General features: G+C 40.3%; 17 protein-coding genes. 9 read left to right on the top strand and 8 right to left on the bottom strand.

Going from position 1 to position 15,100, the window contains the following annotated elements; translation table 11 throughout:
• Positions 1-2: 2 nt before the first annotated feature.
• On the bottom strand, positions 3-1,496 hold the full coding sequence (locus tag MJO53_RS01730) for a S41 family peptidase (protein WP_252080226.1): 1,494 nt from the start codon (positions 1,494-1,496) through the stop codon (positions 3-5).
• 212 nt (positions 1,497-1,708) lie between these two features.
• Here MJO53_RS01730 and MJO53_RS01725 point away from each other — a divergent pair, with 212 nt between their 5' ends.
• The 6 genes from MJO53_RS01725 to MJO53_RS01700 all read left to right on the top strand — a co-directional run bounded on the left by MJO53_RS01725 (position 1,709) and on the right by MJO53_RS01700 (position 6,039).
• Entirely contained in the window at positions 1,709-2,218 is a 510-nt protein-coding gene (locus MJO53_RS01725) for an RNA polymerase sigma factor (protein ID WP_224837783.1), read from the top strand.
• Entirely contained in the window at positions 2,205-2,639 is a 435-nt protein-coding gene (locus tag MJO53_RS01720) for a hypothetical protein (protein ID WP_224837782.1), read from the top strand. The genes MJO53_RS01725 and MJO53_RS01720 overlap by 14 nt, the downstream gene beginning before the upstream one ends.
• Positions 2,640-2,653: 14 nt before the next feature.
• The gene (locus MJO53_RS01715) at positions 2,654-3,193 is read left to right on the top strand and encodes a DUF4252 domain-containing protein (RefSeq protein WP_224837781.1); all 540 of its coding nucleotides are present in this window, start codon (positions 2,654-2,656) and stop codon (positions 3,191-3,193) included.
• Between the two features lie 117 nt (positions 3,194-3,310).
• Positions 3,311-3,850, top strand: coding sequence for a DUF4252 domain-containing protein (locus tag MJO53_RS01710; protein WP_224837780.1), 540 nt, complete (start codon positions 3,311-3,313; stop codon positions 3,848-3,850).
• Between the two features lie 139 nt (positions 3,851-3,989).
• Entirely contained in the window at positions 3,990-4,805 is an 816-nt protein-coding gene (locus MJO53_RS01705; RefSeq protein ID WP_224837779.1) for a mechanosensitive ion channel family protein, read from the top strand.
• Positions 4,806-5,208: 403 nt separating this feature from the next.
• Positions 5,209-6,039 (top strand): DUF1963 domain-containing protein, encoded by an 831-nt coding sequence (locus tag MJO53_RS01700; RefSeq protein ID WP_252080225.1) that lies wholly within the window; start codon positions 5,209-5,211, stop codon positions 6,037-6,039.
• A gap of 56 nt (positions 6,040-6,095) precedes the next feature.
• Here MJO53_RS01700 and purB read toward each other — a convergent pair whose 3' ends face one another.
• Both purB and MJO53_RS01690 read right to left on the bottom strand, forming a co-directional pair.
• The gene (purB, locus tag MJO53_RS01695) at positions 6,096-7,439 is read right to left on the bottom strand and encodes an adenylosuccinate lyase (RefSeq protein ID WP_252080223.1); all 1,344 of its coding nucleotides are present in this window, start codon (positions 7,437-7,439) and stop codon (positions 6,096-6,098) included.
• A 46-nt stretch (positions 7,440-7,485) separates the two neighbouring features.
• Positions 7,486-8,058, bottom strand: coding sequence for a hypothetical protein (locus MJO53_RS01690; protein WP_252080222.1), 573 nt, complete (start codon positions 8,056-8,058; stop codon positions 7,486-7,488).
• Positions 8,059-8,092: 34 nt separating this feature from the next.
• Between MJO53_RS01690 and MJO53_RS01685 the strand changes: the two genes are divergently transcribed.
• The gene (locus MJO53_RS01685) at positions 8,093-8,545 is read left to right on the top strand and encodes a heme-binding domain-containing protein (RefSeq protein ID WP_252081210.1); all 453 of its coding nucleotides are present in this window, start codon (positions 8,093-8,095) and stop codon (positions 8,543-8,545) included.
• On the opposite strand, the gene MJO53_RS01680 is transcribed toward MJO53_RS01685, so the two are convergent.
• Positions 8,535-9,227: an SIR2 family NAD-dependent protein deacylase gene (locus tag MJO53_RS01680; protein ID WP_252080220.1), complete on the bottom strand. Its 693-nt coding sequence runs from the start codon at positions 9,225-9,227 to the stop codon at positions 8,535-8,537. The two genes, MJO53_RS01685 and MJO53_RS01680, sit on opposite strands and share 11 nt — an antisense overlap.
• 81 nt (positions 9,228-9,308) lie before the next feature.
• Positions 9,309-11,507 carry a DUF5916 domain-containing protein gene (locus MJO53_RS01675; RefSeq protein ID WP_252080219.1) on the bottom strand — a complete coding sequence of 733 codons (2,199 nt, stop codon included), beginning with the start codon at positions 11,505-11,507 and terminating at the stop codon, positions 9,309-9,311.
• A gap of 148 nt (positions 11,508-11,655) precedes the next feature.
• Here MJO53_RS01675 and MJO53_RS01670 point away from each other — a divergent pair, with 148 nt between their 5' ends.
• Positions 11,656-12,426, top strand: coding sequence for a S1/P1 nuclease (locus MJO53_RS01670; RefSeq protein WP_252080217.1), 771 nt, complete (start codon positions 11,656-11,658; stop codon positions 12,424-12,426).
• 7 nt (positions 12,427-12,433) lie between these two features.
• On the opposite strand, the gene MJO53_RS01665 is transcribed toward MJO53_RS01670, so the two are convergent.
• Positions 12,434-13,303, bottom strand: coding sequence for an AraC family transcriptional regulator (locus tag MJO53_RS01665; RefSeq protein ID WP_224837771.1), 870 nt, complete (start codon positions 13,301-13,303; stop codon positions 12,434-12,436).
• A gap of 210 nt (positions 13,304-13,513) precedes the next feature.
• Between MJO53_RS01665 and MJO53_RS01660 the strand changes: the two genes are divergently transcribed.
• The gene (locus tag MJO53_RS01660; protein WP_224837770.1) at positions 13,514-13,891 is read left to right on the top strand and encodes a hypothetical protein; all 378 of its coding nucleotides are present in this window, start codon (positions 13,514-13,516) and stop codon (positions 13,889-13,891) included.
• 49 nt (positions 13,892-13,940) lie between these two features.
• Here the strand turns inward: MJO53_RS01660 and MJO53_RS01655 are convergent, their stop codons facing one another.
• Together MJO53_RS01655 and MJO53_RS01650 are read right to left on the bottom strand one after the other, a co-directional pair.
• Positions 13,941-14,573 carry an MOSC domain-containing protein gene (locus tag MJO53_RS01655; protein ID WP_252080215.1) on the bottom strand — a complete coding sequence of 211 codons (633 nt, stop codon included), beginning with the start codon at positions 14,571-14,573 and terminating at the stop codon, positions 13,941-13,943.
• A gap of 66 nt (positions 14,574-14,639) precedes the next feature.
• A complete protein-coding gene (locus tag MJO53_RS01650) occupies positions 14,640-14,993 on the bottom strand; it encodes a DUF6249 domain-containing protein (RefSeq protein WP_224837768.1) in 354 nt (117 codons plus the stop codon).
• Between the last annotated feature and the right edge of the window lie 107 nt (positions 14,994-15,100).

The raw sequence follows: 15,100 nt of genomic DNA, 5'->3' as shown, positions 1-15,100 counted from the left end.
TATTAGTTGTTTAACTGTAGTGGTTTTTCCAAATACATATTGTCCTTTATAGGAGTTTCCAATCTAGATGACGTAAAAGATTCTGCGGGCATTTCCACCGTAAAGTCTATTTTGGCAGAGCTACCTGTAATTTCTTGTAGAGCACGGGCCAGGAGAGGCTCGTTTACATCGCCTAAGACTCCAAAATTGGTTAAATCTTCTTCTAGGGCAATGTCTGGCGCCAAACCATTGGTGTAATCATAAAACCCATCGGCATTCTCGTTCCTTCCAACCAAAGGTTGTAATCCCCAAGAATTTTCAGCATTGATATTGCCCTCACGGTCACTATTATAAATAAAAGAGTTTTCTGGGTCATCTACCAAGGTAATTGAAAATTCATTTTTACCACGAGTTGTTTCTCCAATATGGATTACATCGATATAAGGGTCAAGTCCGTTCATTACCAATTCGCTTGCCGAGGCAGAATCACCTGTGGCAATAACAAAAACACGGTCTAAATTTAAGGAGTTAATGGCGCTGGTGCCTGTGGAATTTGCAAAATAATCGGTTAAAAATTCTTCGCTGAACTGTACTTGTATTTTATCGTTCCACCTTTGTTTTATGTATACCTCACCTGTGTTGGTCCCATAGACCATACTGGCCAGTAAACGGGATGTGTTTACGGAACCTCCCGGATTGTAGCGCATGTCCAAAACAAGTTCTGTTGCTCCGTCGGCTACAAATTTGGCAAAGGCAGCGTTCAAATCTTCATCGAAACTGCTTAAAAAACGGTTGTACATTAAATAGGCAACTTTGGTCCCGTTTACATCCAGTGTTTCGGCAATCAAGATGGGGTCCTCGACTTGGTTTTCTATTTTGGTAAGTTCTACTTCTTTGGCGCTATCAGAGATGGTATTGTCGGTAACGGTCGCCATTCCAAGCGTGTAAGTGCTGTTATCACCGAACAAAAGATTCCTGTAGTTGTTAATGGTAAGTTGGGTGCCATCGACCCTGGTGAAAAACTCGCCACGTTGTATATCTTTGGTCGAGGCATCGGAATCCGGCCATATGTAAAGTACATAGCCAAAAACATTTTCCGTGCCGCTAATCAGGCTCAATCTAAATTCGACCCCATTACTTTGGGATATTCCAGATAGGCCACTTACCAGTTCCGAATAGTCATCATTGGCAAAACTAAATCGATCTATGGCGTTGTCATCCCCAAAAATCTCCTCATGTCTGTTACAAATGCTATAAAAAAAGTTTTCGGCATTTGAATTGGCCTCTAAAAAAGCAGTGTACTCGGCATTTGTGGAAAATCGGTCATCAGCCAAATCCTCTACATCCCCTTGCCAAAAATACCAAAGGTTCATGGCCTGCCACATAAAATTTTGTGCTGTAACATCCGCACCGGGTTCTGGGTCGGGGGTAGGGCCATTATTAATTTCATTGTCGTCACTACTACAAGAGGTGAAGAGGAGTGTTGCTCCAAAAAATAGATAGAGGTACTTTTTCATAGCTTAATTTTTTTTGAATTTACTCAAATTTTGTTCCAAACTCTAAGAAACTGGGGTGGGTAAGAGTAAAACCAAACGTTATATCAAATAAATTTACCTTGCAAAATAGGCTTATCTGAGGAAATCGCAAATTTTTTGTAACAATATTCGATATGTATCGTCGTGATAGTGTAGGTCGATAAGAAAGGCCTTAAAATAACTAAGACAACCAAATGAAACAAGCAGAATTTTTAAACGTGGTTTTGCCTTTTCAGGATAAACTTTTTAGGCTCGCCAAGCGCCTATTGGTCTCCCGAGAAGAAGCGGAAGACGCCACTCAAGAAATTTTGTTGAAGCTTTGGTCTAAGAACGAGTCGATGGGGAAGTACAAAAATGTAGAGGCTTTTGCCATGACCATGACCAAAAACTTTTGTTTGGACCGCTTAAAGTCCAAGCAAGCAGGGAACCTAAAATTGGTTCACAGTAATTACAGTGATGAAAACACCTCCTTACAAAAACAATTGGAGGCCGAAGACAGTGTAAACTGGATGGAACGAATTATAAAAGACCTGCCAGAACAACAAAAAATGATATTGCAACTACGCGATGTGGAGCAATACGAGTTCGACGAAATATGCGAGCTCATGGACATGAAACCGACAGCAGTGCGCGTAGCATTGTCGAGGGCAAGAAAAACAGTAAGAGAAGAATTGATAAAAAAACATAACTATGGAATTGGGTAACATAGAAAAAATATTGGAAAAGTATTTCGAGGCCACTGCTACAGTGGACGAAGAAAGAACACTTAGGGCCTATTTTTCACAAGAGGAGGTCGCACCTCACTTGGAGCAGTACAAGCCCATGTTCAACTACTTTTCCATGGCCAAGGAAGAAAAGTACACCAAGCAGGTACCATTAAAACCTAGAGTAAACTATTACAAGTGGCTATCCGTTGCAGCGGCAGTAGTTTTGACCTTTGGCATCTATTTTGGTAATCAGTACCAAGAAACAAAGCGTTTGGAGCAAGAAAAGGCAGAGTTTGCCTACGAGGAAACCAAAAAAGCACTCGAACTCTTAGCAGTGAACTTTAACCGAGGTACGGAAAAAGTGGCCTACTTAAAAGAGTTTGAAGATGCAAAACAAAAAATTTACAATAACAATTAAAAAACGTAACAAAAATGAAAAAGTATATTTTAATAACAGTAATGGCATTGTTGCCTTTGGCAGGATTCTCTCAGTCCGTTTTTGACAAGTTTGAAGATCTGGACGATGTGACCACAGTGATCGTGAACAAGAGTATGTTCAATTTATTGGCAAAAATAGATGTTGAAGTGGATGATCCAGAGGCACGCGATTTTATGGAAATTGCCAGCAGTCTTAAAAGTTTAAAGGTGTTTACCACCGAGAACAAGAAAATTGGCGACGATATGAAATCTTCTGTCGATAGCTACCTAAGGTCTTCAAAAATGGAGGAGTTGATGCGAATCAAAGACAAGGATGCCAATGTAAAATTCTACATTAAAGAAGGTAAAGATGCCGATCATGTAAGCGAGCTGCTGATGTTCATTACCGGAATGAAAAATGTGGAGGCCAATGGTCAAAAGTTTGAAACGGTAATCCTTTCCCTAACCGGCGATATAGATTTGAACAACATAAGTTCTTTGACCAAAAAAATGAACTTGCCAGAAGAGCTTAACGAAGCAGGAAAGAAAAACTAGATAAGAATATCGGTTGGCAATAATCGGTTGGAAATTGTAACAAAATACAAAACCCTCCAACTAATTATTGTCAACCGGTAATCAGTTGACACTATCAATCAAAAAAAGAATAGAAAGATGAAACATTTAATTAAATCCATAATGGCAATCGGAGCATTGTTCTTGGCTTCGTGCGCGTCGCAGCCCACTTTGCAGGAGTATTATGTGGACAATTCGGAAAACCCGAATTTTTTGTCCATCGATGTACCGGCAAGCATTCTCAAAATGGATGAGGTGGAGCTGACCCCGACCCAAAAAGAGGCCATAGAATCATTGCGAAAGTTCAATTTATTGGCCTTTAAAAAGAATGAGGACAATGTTGCCGAATACGAGATCGAAAAAAAGAAAGTGAGCCAAATCTTAAAAGGGGACGACTTTGTTGAACTCATGAAGATAAACTCCAAGTATGGCAAGGGGGTTATCAAATATTTGGGAGATGAGGATGCCATTGATGAAGTGATTATTTATGGAGATAGTAAGGACAAAGGCTTTGCCCTGGTCCGTGTGCTCGGCAAGGATATGAACCCGGCACATATCATACAATTAATGCAGGCCATTCAAAAATCCGATTACAAAGGCGAAGGGCTAGGTGAAATCGGTGATTTTCTAAAAGGCTAAGACCAATCATTATATAATCCAAGGAGGGCGACAATTGTCGCCCTTTTTCTTTTTACGATAAAGATTCGATGCATAAAAAAGTGACCTAGTTTAGTATCTTAGTGTCTAACAACAAGAACACTAACAAAACTATAGCATCATGGAAAAAGCACAAGAATGGTTCGACTACGGTATTGAACTGGCCAAAGAATTCGGCCCTAAACTAATTACAGCACTTCTTATCTACATTGTGGGGATGTGGGTGGTAAAGAAAATCATCGGTGGAACCCGAAAGGTAATGTCCAAAAGTAAATATGATGAATCCCTGCAAAAATTTTTGTTGAACCTACTGTCTTGGTCGCTCAAAATATTTTTGATCATTATCGTTATCTCTCGACTAGGGGTAGATGTTACCACATTTGCTGCAGTAATCGCAGCTGCAGGTCTTGCCGTAGGTTTGGCGCTGCAAGGTTCGCTGTCCAATTTTGCCGGCGGTGTACTTCTCATGATATTTAAACCTTACCGTATTGGAGACCTTATCGAGGCCCAAGGCGTTCTTGGAGTTGTAAAGGAGATAGAAATTTTTACAACAAAAATGGTAACACCACAAAACAAACTGGCTATTGTCCCGAACGGAGCAATGGCCAACGGCAACATAATCAATTACACGGCCGAAGGTAAAATGCGGGTGGATACCGTTATTGGCGTAGGTTATGGCGAAGACATCAAAAAAACCAAAGAAGTGCTGTTGAACGTGCTCACTTCCAACCCAAAAGTACTTAAAGAACCTGCACCGTCGGTTAATGTGATGGAACTGGCCGATAGTTCAGTGAACTTTGCAGTACGGCCCTTTTGTAAGCCCGAAGATTATTGGGATGTGTACTTTGGAACCTATGAAAATTGCAAAATTGCCTTGGATGAAGCCGGAATCGAAATTCCTTATCCACACCAGGTGGAAATCCACAAAGAAGCATAAGAATTTTTGTCACATCGAGCACAGTCGAGCTGTCTTAGTTGGTTCTCGACTGCGCTCGAGCGGACACAAACTTAAACCCCAGTGTAATTCGCTGGGGTTATTTGTTTCAATTTGGTTTTGATCGTATTGGTACCTCCAAGGTTTCTATAATACCGACAATGTTTTTTTTACTTAAGCAATGATCATGGGTTGATCTATAGGCTTTGGTTGGATTATATAAAGTAAAATTCTAACTTTACTAATACCTGCCAGCATAGAGGTACCTATTTTATTATAATAGTAGCGCAAATAAATTAAGTTCTACAGTTGCATATCATTATCTCTTCATAAAGTAAATTAATTTCTAAAATTAATATGGCTGGAAGATCTTGTGTAAGTTGCCGCTTAGAAATAAACCTATAGTATGGATGGGCCGGAGCTTTTAAATAAATATTATTATTTAATTAAAAAACGAACGAAATTAATACCTAAGGACCAAGTAGGTTGGTCCAAGAATATATTGGCCACTCGTTTTGGAGGGCAACCAACAGGGAAAATAGGTGTGCAATGGCCAATTTGTGAAGTATGCGACAAGCCTATGACATTTATTGGACAAGTATATTCATCCTCATATTTACACACTTCTCCGTTCCATTTTTTTTCTTTTTTTTATTGTCATTCTTGTAATACTGCGAATTCTCGAATATCGGCATCGGACAATGACGCAGCAGATGGGGCGTTAGGCTGGAAAATCTTTGCATATGAAGAATTAAAGACCGAAGATGCTTGTTTAATTCCATTACCGGATTATGGTGACCCTAAAGAGTTGATGATCAAAGAGCAACAGGTAGAGTCGATTTTGGAAGACAGTTTTCCTGATTTTGTAGGATTAAAATTGTATATACCCATTATTTGGAATAATATAGACAAATTGATTGACCCTGAGACAAATAGGGTTTCAAAGGATTATTGGGACAAGGTAGAGCAAATTGAAAAAGCTGCTGGCAAGCTAGTTGGTATTGAGCAAAAACCATATTTGAGAAATAAAGGCGTAATGCTCGGAGGGTACCCTAATTGGTGTAATGGACCTGATGAAACACCCAATTGTCCCATATGCGAATCCCCAATGGATCTGTTGTTACAAATTTCACCTTCCCAAATTGTAAAATATAATTGGGGAGATTGCTGGACGCTATATATTTTTTATTGTACCAAACATAAACAGCAATTTTCCTTACATTTTCAAGGAACCTAGGTTATGGTAGATAAGCTAGACAACGAGTTGAATAAAATTCCCTTTAAGGAACCAACCTAAACCCCGGTATAATTCGCTGGGGTTATTTGTTTCAGTTCAGTTTTAATGGTATCCGATACCTCTAAGGTTTCTATAAAATCGGCAATGGATTTCTGGTTGATTTTCTCGTTGGTACGGGTCAGACCTTTTAAAGCTTCGTAGGGGTTCGGGTAGCCCTCCCTTCGTAAAATAGTCTGAATGGCCTCTGCGACCACGGCCCAGTTATCCTCCAAATCCTGCTCAAACTTAGCTTGATTTAGCACCAATTTGTTCAATCCTTTTAAAGTGGATTGAAAACCAACAATGGTATGTGCGAAAGGGACTCCCACATTTCTTAAAACCGTACTATCCGTAAGGTCGCGTTGTAGGCGTGAAATTGGCAATTTAGCAGATAAATGCTCAAAAATGGCATTGGCCAAGCCCAAGTTACCTTCGGAATTCTCAAAATCAATAGGGTTTACCTTGTGCGGCATGGCCGATGAGCCAACCTCTCCTTTTTTGATTTTCTGTTTAAAGTAATCCATGGAAATATAGGTCCAGATATCTCTGTCTAGATCAATTAAGATAGTGTTGATTCGTTTAAGGCAATCGAACAGGGCGGCCATATGGTCGTAATGTTCAATTTGGGTGGTGGGAAAGGAGTGGTGCAACCCCAGTTTTTCCTGCACGAACTGTTTTCCGAATGCCCTCCAATCGTTGTTTGGATAAGCAACTTTGTGAGCGTTATAGTTTCCTGTAGCACCGCCAAACTTGGCTGCACTTGGAATATCGTTCAATAAATTGAACTGCTCTTTAAAACGCTCTACAAAAACATCGAATTCCTTGCCTAAACGCGTAGGGGAGGCAGGTTGTCCGTGCGTGCGTGCCAACATAGGGATGTTTTCCCATTCCTTGGCCAGCTCCTTCAATTTATCAAAAACCTCTAAATATGATGGCACGTACACATTGTTCATGGCTTCTTTGATGGAGAGGGGGACAGCCGTATTGTTAATGTCTTGCGAGGTCAACCCAAAGTGGATAAACTCCTTGTATTTTTGAAGGTCCAATGCATCAAACTTTTGTTTGATGAAATATTCCACTGCTTTAACATCGTGGTTGGTGGTTTTTTCAATGTCCTTGATGGCCTGTGCATCTTCCGCGGAAAAATCTTGATAGATTTTCTGTAATTCTGGGAACAGTCCCTGGTTAAAATCGGCCAATTGTTGCAAAGGGATCTCACAAAGCGCAATAAAGTATTCGATTTCTACCTGGACGCGATATTTGATCAAGGCTTCTTCGGAAAAGTAATCTTTTAAACTTTCGGTTTTATTTCTATATCTACCGTCGATCGGCGAAATGGCGTTTAGTGGTGTCAATGACATGGTCAGGAAAATTTTGAAAGCATCAAAGATACTTAAACGCTGCGGTTTAGACACCTAATTTGGCCAACTTATCCAGAGTTTTTTTTGCTCTGTTTTTGTACCCTGTGGTTCCGGTCGCGTAACTATCTTCCAGAACTAGTTTGAGCTCGGGGTGTACCCAATCAAAGCGTAGCCCCAAATAATATAGACTGGTCATGGAAAATACCTTGGGCGCCATGTTCATTGGGCCTATTAACCAATCAAAACAAGCGGTCAATATTTTTTCCAGTTGATCATTGGTAATATTTTCAATAAAAACAGGGTCTTTTTTCTTAAAATAAGCTTCACAGACCATTTCGCAAACATGGGCAACGGGCCTAATGCACGATTCGGTCTTTAATTGGGCAAGGCCGTTTACAAAATCATCAAAAAAAGGGAGGAGATAGGTCAGTTTTTTGCGCATTAAATGATCAAAGGTCCAGCTGGCATTAAAGGTACCTTCCTTGTCTTCCGCTATTATTTCTTTATAAAGCGTTTTGGCCAATTGGGGGGATTGCTGTAATTGCAATACCAAATCATCTATTTGTGATTTTGATATTCTACCGGAATTAAGTGCGATATGGAGCTCGGTTTCGGTCACAAAAAAATCGATATATTTACTAAAATCCTGTATGATGAAAATAGTAAAAAAAATAGCAATTGCCCTATTGGTGGTTTTGATAGGAATGCAATTTTATCGTCCTGAAAAAAATATCTCCGAAGGGGACTATGTTGCCGCCTTTGAAGCTGAAACAAAGCCCTCCCGGGAGGTGAAGCAAATTCTGAAAACAGCTTGCTACGATTGTCACAGTGCGAATACCGAGTACCCTTGGTACAATACTATTGCTCCGGTCTCGTATTGGCTGGCCGACCATATTGAAGATGGTAAAAAACATTTGGATTTTTCCGATTGGCAGAATTATGACGAGAAGAAAAAAGACCACAAATTGGAAGAGCTCATAGAGGAAGTAAAAGGGGGCAGTATGCCGTTGAACGAGTACACTTGGACACATGCCGATGCCAAATTGTCCGAGGAGCAGATCAGTGCATTGGTAAGTTGGGCAGAAAAGACCAGGGCTACCTATTAAAAAGATGTTCCACTAAAGTGGGAACTCCTTCGGCAGCGGTTTTTGGGATTATAGTGAGGTTCTCAAAATCCGATGTACGGATATTGGGCCTTGGGTCTATAAAATAAATTGGGGTATTGCTGGGGGCGTAGTGTATTAAACTTGCCGCAGGATACACTTGCATGGAGGTGCCTACGATGATCAAAATTTCGGCCTGTTGCGTAATTTGAGCCGCAGTTTCCAGCATTGGGACCATTTCGCCGAACCAAACAATATGTGGTCGTAGTTGATGTCCGTTTTCATCGGAATCCCCTAGTACCAAGTCTCCTGTCCAATCCAAAATATAATTTTCGTTCCTTGTACTTCTTACTTTGAACAATTCTCCGTGCAAATGGACCACGTGTGAGCTGCCGGCCTGCTCGTGTAAATTATCAACATTTTGCGTAACAATACTAACATCGAAAGTTTGCTCCAACCGTGCCAATGCCAAATGACCTTGGTTCGGTGCCACATCCAACAATTGTCGCCTACGTTGGTTGTAGAATTCCAACACCAATGCCGGATTTTTGGCAAAACCCTCCGGAGATGCAACCTGCATTACATCGTGTCCTTCCCATAGTCCGTTTTCATCACGAAAGGTTTTTAGGCCGCTTTCGGCGCTCATTCCCGCTCCGGTAAGTACTACGATCTTTTGCCTCGACATTTTTTATCCAAATTCACAATTAAAAAACTGTACGATGCAATTTAAACATTGGAGCCAGAAATAAATAATTATTTAAACTGATTAAATGTTGAGCCAATAGGTCAACTTAAGATTAATGGACCGGCTTCGGGGCATAAACGAGTTTACAAAGTAATTGTCGTTATATACCAGAAACAGGTCGGAAAGCGGTGCAAATCTCCATTGTAGCCTCGAATTGAATCCAAGATTATCCAATTGGTTTCCATATTGGATCAAAGTGGACCAAAAAATGGATTTGTTGAACGTAATGTTTATTCTTGGACTTAACAATAAGATGTCCTCGCTCTCATAAGGTTCTGGCAATTTTATACTGTTATATATAACCCCTAAAGAAAGGAATACCGTCGGTTGAAGCCTCAGGCTCATGTCCCCTTCGAAGACATATCGTGTTCCATTGTAAAATTCGCCGTATCCGGGTTCAAGATTGTATGAAAAGACTTTTCTACGGTCACTTTCAAAAGATACTTCAAAACTGGTATAATGGTATCCATTGTCTCCTAAAAGTTCTACTCCGCCATCGGTGCCGGTTGGATCAAAGGTGTCGGTGAGGTAAGTGTACCGATTGAACAAACGAAAGGCCAATTTTTCTTGTGAGGTAAACTCTGCTTGCCACTGGGTAAAAATAGTATAATCTGTATTTTGGTAGTCCAAGGTAGGTCTCCATATAAAGTTGGGGCTAAACCGGAAACCATGGGTATTCACCTTTCCTTTGCTGGGCCAAAAATTAAATTCCACAAAAGGCCTTGCAGCAACAATGTCCTCTCTTCGGATAAAGCCGAGGTCCGACCTAAAATCATTCCCGACAAAATTTCCGCGTAACCCAAAGTTGAAGTATCTGGAGTTGTATTGGAGGTCCATGCCGCCTGAGTCGTTACGGTCCCCAATATCGTGGGCAAAGGCCTTATGGTAAAAAAACTTGCCTGTCCAAATATTGTTTTTTGATGCAAGGTTGTAGTCCAGTCCCACCACACGGTTGTACCGGTCCATGGGGTCCACAAAGTCGTAATCCCCAAAAGTTTGTCGGTTAACAAAAAGGAAGCTTAAATTGGATCTTGAAAACATTTTCTTTTGCAACGCGAGTACGGTGTTGTTGTTACTGGGTATCTCGTTGATCTCGTCTTCTTCCGTTTGGATATTGAGTAGGCCCAACCTCCAGTTGTTGTTCAACTTCCCACTTAATCTAACCCCGCCTATAATCCCATTTTCTATGGTTTCACCATCTTTGTCCTCTGCAATTCCAATTCTTCTGGAGAAAAATGGATTGGAATCCCTTTCGTTCCCGAAGGAACCAAAAAGGTCACTGTTATCTATAAAAAATTGTCTTCTCTCTGGTAAAGAAACCTCAAATCGGGTTAAGTTGGTAACAAAATTATCGACTTCCACATTGGAGAAATCCGGGTTTAGGGTTACATCGAGATTCATGCCGTTTCCTATGGAGATTTTTGCATCTCCACCAAAGCCCATTCTGCTTAGATCTTCATTGTTTTCGTAGTCTTTGGCAATTATCCCATTGGCATAAGGTATCAATGCCATTGGAGTCCTGGATTTTCCCAATGGTTTTTCAAACACCATATCTCCCATAAAAGCCAAACTGTATACAAGTTGGTTTTGTGGAATTTTCATCCAGGTACTGGTTTCGTTGGTCTGCATATCAAAACGGTAGCTGTTGAACCGCCATTTGGTCTCACCCTGTTTAAATTTGAAGGAAGTTAATGGAATGGCAAGTTCGCAGATGTAGTAGCCATCGTACAATTTGGCTTCGCCTTGCCATTTTACGTCCCAAGAGGTGGTGAACCCATTTGGACCAGACCCGCCGTTGGATATCAAAGCTTCCCTTCGGACTCCATAAGGATTCATTCCAAACAGGAATGCGTTGGTACCGTCGTTAAAAGTATCGAACATTAAACTAATGTTGTCATTTCCTCCTGCCCTGTAATCTCTTTGTAGTGAGGGTATCACATAATTGTCGCCCTCTGTATATAATTTAATACCAATAAATAGTGTAGTGTTATTGTAGACCATTTTGATCTGGGTCTGCTGGAAGGCGAGGGTGGTGTCGGATGGAAAATATTGATGGAAATCGTCTGCATTTTCTGCAATCTCCCAAACACTTTCATCTAAGATACCATCTACTTTGACTAGGTCGTCGACATATTTTACGGTAAAACTTTTATGGTCTGTTTGAGAAAGTAAGGCGAAAGGCAGAAGAATTGCAGCAAGTACAATACATTTTTTTAACATTGGTCGAGTTTAGTTGGTGGTTCAAATTTAACAGATACATAGTTAAAAATTTACTAAAATTTTAAAATATGTTGCTGTTTGGTAAATCATTGCGAAAATTAGTGGCAAGAATTTTCTAAGCCTTTTTCTAATTAAGGGACGTTAAAAAATGAAAAAAACCTTATTCCTATTCTTATTTTTTCCTGTAATTGTTTTTGGTAACGCCTTTTGGGGCAAAACGGGACACAGGGTAACCGGTGAAATTGCAGAAAACCATTTGTCCGGAAAAGCGAAGCGGGCCATAAACGATCTGTTGGATGGACATAGCTTGGCCTTTGTATCTACATTTGCTGATGATATAAAGGCTGACCGCGCCTATTCCAAATACTCGGCATGGCACTATGTCAACTACCCATTGGGGATGTCCTATGCGGATTCCGATAAAAGCGAGTATGGCGATATTATTACAGCAATAGAGACATGTAAATCCGCTATAAAGGATAAAAATGGCTCAAGGAAAGATCGTATTTTTCATTTAAAAATGCTGATTCATTTAATCGGCGACCTGCATCAGCCCATGCATGTGAGCAGGGCCGAGGACAAAGGGGGAAATACCATACAGGTCCAATGGTTTGGACAAGGAAGCAATCTACATCGGGTTTGGGACAAAAACTTGATAGAATCTTATGGTATGACGTATACCGAGCTTGCCATGGAACTACAAAACGTCAGTAGAAAAAAGCGAAAGGAGATTCAGTTGGGAACTGTGTACGATTGGGTGGACGAATCGCACGAACTATGTGCGGAATTATATGATTCCGTTGAAATTGGTGAAAAACTGGGCTATCGTTATTCCTACGACCATAACGATCTTTTATTCGCACAGCTACAGAAGGGGGGTCTTAGGCTCGCCAAGGTATTGAACGATATTTTTGGGTAGTTTTTTACTAGTGCAGGACCGTTTTTAACTGGTTTCGGTATTCCGAAGGATTCTGTCCGGTAAATGCTTTGAACGATTTATTGAAATGTGAAAAGTTGTTGAAACCACTTTCGTAACAAACTTGGGTTATGCTCATGGGCTGTTCTGCCAATAGCTTGGATGCATGTACCAATCTATATTCGTTCACGAACTGAGTAAATGTTTTATTGGTTATTTTTTTAAAGTACCTGCAAAAAGAAGGGACCGTCATGCTTACCATATCTGCAATTTGCTCAAGTTTTACGTCCTCTTTGAAATTGGTCTTCACATAATTAAAAACAACATTGATACGATCGTTGTCCTTTACTTCGGTTTCCAGTGAGAAACCTTCTGCGTTCAGCACGTTCATTTCGCTGGACGTGGCCAAGATGTTCAATATATTAAGGATGGACAATAATCGCTGAAAATCTGTCTGATACTCCAAGATTTCCATTTTTTCGCCAACCTTCATTTTGGTTTTACCGGAAAAGGCAATTCCGCCTTTGGCAACTTCGAACAACTTTTGGATATTCTTCATCTCGGGAATATTAAAGAAATCACTTCCCAAAAAGTCGGCTTTCATTTGGACCAAAGTCTCACTTTTATTGCCCGTAAGTCTGTCCGTAAAGCCACAATGTGGTAAATTGGACCCTATTAAGATGAGGTCCCCGTTCCTATAATAGGATACATGGCTTCCAATTTGTCTTTTGCCCGAGCCTCCGTTTACATATACCAACTCCAATTCTGGATGGTAGTGCCAACCTAAGTTCTTGTTCTCGTGGTTTTCGTTAAACTTTTGAAAGGTAAACGAATGGCCAAAACTTGGTGCTATAGCTTCAAATGCCGGTTTCTGAATCATACTCAACTATTTTCTTTTTTCTACAAACAATAACTTGTGTGTAAAGTGCAAATATCTACAATGTTAACGCAAAGTTATGCTATTTTATCATTAATGCCATGTTAAGTGTGTTGCCATGTTAATATAGCATAGAAAGTGGAAAAAATGGTGGTATTCCACTGTTCCAACCCGACATACATTTGTACTGTAATCTTAAAAAAGCGATGTGTTATGAAAACAGTAAAGAACCTAATAGTAGCAACGGCCTTGTTGATCAGTGCAATCGGGATGGCCAACACAGCAACAGCCGATTTCGGTAAAAAAGTAGTAAAAAGATACGAGGTAGAGAAAAACTTGGTAAAAGTCAACTTGGACCCAGTATTCATCAAAAAAGGTCAAAAGGTAATGATGAACCTTTTGAACATATCTCAGGGTAAAGTACTTCTTAAAGTATACGATAGCAAGAATAGATTGGTCTTTGACGAGGCTATCGACGGAAAAGTAGTAGTGGAAAAAGCTTTCAACTTCGAGCAGGCATTCGAAGGTGAATATACCATAGTTGTAGTAGACAAATTTGGAACCTACAAGGAAACTATGGAAGTAAGATAGTTTGTTTAGTTAATTTTTATGTGCATGGGGGGTCGGGAGGCCCCCTTTTTTATGCCCACTTTTTTAGTTTTTCCCTCTTGCTCTTTGGGATAGCTTCATTCTGTAAGGCTAATCGCAATACATGGCTATCCTTGGTTTTGGCATATAGAAGTTTATAAAATTCCTGCACGGTCAATGGAGTTTCGGATGCCTTTGACAACTCTATGGAATCACCTGTTTTTACAGTTCCACTCTCCAGAACCCGCACATAGGTCCCAGGAAATCCTTGATCTATAAATTGTTTGATCATGTTCTGGTCCTTAAAACGTATGCCTAGTTTATAACAGGGCTCCCTAGGTTGTGTAATTTGAACCAATGCAGTGCCGAGCCGGTATATGCTTCCGATTCTAATTTGGGATTCATCCAAACCTTGAATGGTCAAATTTTCACCGAACATACCCCAATTCCATTCTAAATCGGGATATTTCTCCTTCCAGTATGCGTAACGGTCAGCAGAAAAAAGGTAGGCAGCCTTGTAGATGCCGCCATGGTGCTTTCGGTCTATCACCGAATCGCCCTTTACATCTGTGCTCTCCAATAAAATGGGTTGGTCCACGGGAAATTTGTAAATGCCAGTGGTGGTTTCTTTGCCGTTCCAAACTATTTTGGTAGGGTTTCCGAGATTGGTGGATATTATTTTCATAATGGCAAGTTATAAAAAACCACCGCCACAAGCGGTGGTTTTTACCTCTTTTTAAAAGAGATGGTTTTAGTCCTTCTTTTCCAATTTTTTGGTCATGTTAAAACCTACCATAAGGCCAACGCCCGCCAAAAGGAATATGGTTCCCGGATAAGCGACCTCATCTTCCACCCCTAAATTATAGTGAAGAATGGAAGCAACAAAAATGGCAACCCCGATACCCATTAATAATAAAGAAAGGTTTAGAATGATGATTTTCCAGAACGGAGCGGCGCCTTCCCGTCTTCCTTTCATAAAAATACTGGCGTCGGCACCTTTTTCGATTAAGGCCAAGCGTTCTTTGTTCCTTGTTGAAAAAAAGAGGTAGGCAATGGCAAAAATTACTCCAAAAATGATTGGTAAAATGATTACTTCAGATCCCATAACTATTCGTTTTAATGATTATTCATAATTTGTTTGTTCATAACCTATGACGACGGTTTTCTGAGTAAGGTTACATTTTTTTATAAATTTTATTTTCTGTGTAACCT

The sequence above is a fragment of the Flagellimonas marinaquae genome (assembly GCF_023716465.1).
Taxonomy (GTDB): domain Bacteria; phylum Bacteroidota; class Bacteroidia; order Flavobacteriales; family Flavobacteriaceae; genus Flagellimonas; species Flagellimonas alginolytica.
Note: the sequence above shows the minus strand (reverse complement) of the source record. Positions and strands in the feature narration are given on the sequence as shown.

What these genes read in the sequence shown, in the direction of transcription:
- MJO53_RS01730 (WP_252080226.1), bottom strand. Translation starts at nt 1,496, where the DNA reads ATGAAAAAGTACCTCTATCTATTTTTTGGAGCAACACTCCTCTTCACC.
- MJO53_RS01725 (WP_224837783.1), top strand. Translation starts at nt 1,709, where the DNA reads ATGAAACAAGCAGAATTTTTAAACGTGGTTTTGCCTTTTCAGGATAAA.
- MJO53_RS01720 (WP_224837782.1), top strand. Translation starts at nt 2,205, where the DNA reads ATGGAATTGGGTAACATAGAAAAAATATTGGAAAAGTATTTCGAGGCC.
- MJO53_RS01715 (WP_224837781.1), top strand. Translation starts at nt 2,654, where the DNA reads ATGAAAAAGTATATTTTAATAACAGTAATGGCATTGTTGCCTTTGGCA.
- MJO53_RS01710 (WP_224837780.1), top strand. Translation starts at nt 3,311, where the DNA reads ATGAAACATTTAATTAAATCCATAATGGCAATCGGAGCATTGTTCTTG.
- MJO53_RS01705 (WP_224837779.1), top strand. Translation starts at nt 3,990, where the DNA reads ATGGAAAAAGCACAAGAATGGTTCGACTACGGTATTGAACTGGCCAAA.
- MJO53_RS01700 (WP_252080225.1), top strand. Translation starts at nt 5,209, where the DNA reads ATGGATGGGCCGGAGCTTTTAAATAAATATTATTATTTAATTAAAAAA.
- purB (WP_252080223.1), bottom strand. Translation starts at nt 7,439, where the DNA reads ATGTCATTGACACCACTAAACGCCATTTCGCCGATCGACGGTAGATAT.
- MJO53_RS01685 (WP_252081210.1), top strand. Translation starts at nt 8,093, where the DNA reads ATGAAAATAGTAAAAAAAATAGCAATTGCCCTATTGGTGGTTTTGATA.
- MJO53_RS01680 (WP_252080220.1), bottom strand. Translation starts at nt 9,227, where the DNA reads ATGTCGAGGCAAAAGATCGTAGTACTTACCGGAGCGGGAATGAGCGCC.
- MJO53_RS01675 (WP_252080219.1), bottom strand. Translation starts at nt 11,507, where the DNA reads ATGTTAAAAAAATGTATTGTACTTGCTGCAATTCTTCTGCCTTTCGCC.
- MJO53_RS01670 (WP_252080217.1), top strand. Translation starts at nt 11,656, where the DNA reads ATGAAAAAAACCTTATTCCTATTCTTATTTTTTCCTGTAATTGTTTTT.
- MJO53_RS01665 (WP_224837771.1), bottom strand. Translation starts at nt 13,303, where the DNA reads ATGATTCAGAAACCGGCATTTGAAGCTATAGCACCAAGTTTTGGCCAT.
- MJO53_RS01660 (WP_224837770.1), top strand. Translation starts at nt 13,514, where the DNA reads ATGAAAACAGTAAAGAACCTAATAGTAGCAACGGCCTTGTTGATCAGT.
- MJO53_RS01655 (WP_252080215.1), bottom strand. Translation starts at nt 14,573, where the DNA reads ATGAAAATAATATCCACCAATCTCGGAAACCCTACCAAAATAGTTTGG.
- MJO53_RS01650 (WP_224837768.1), bottom strand. Translation starts at nt 14,993, where the DNA reads ATGGGATCTGAAGTAATCATTTTACCAATCATTTTTGGAGTAATTTTT.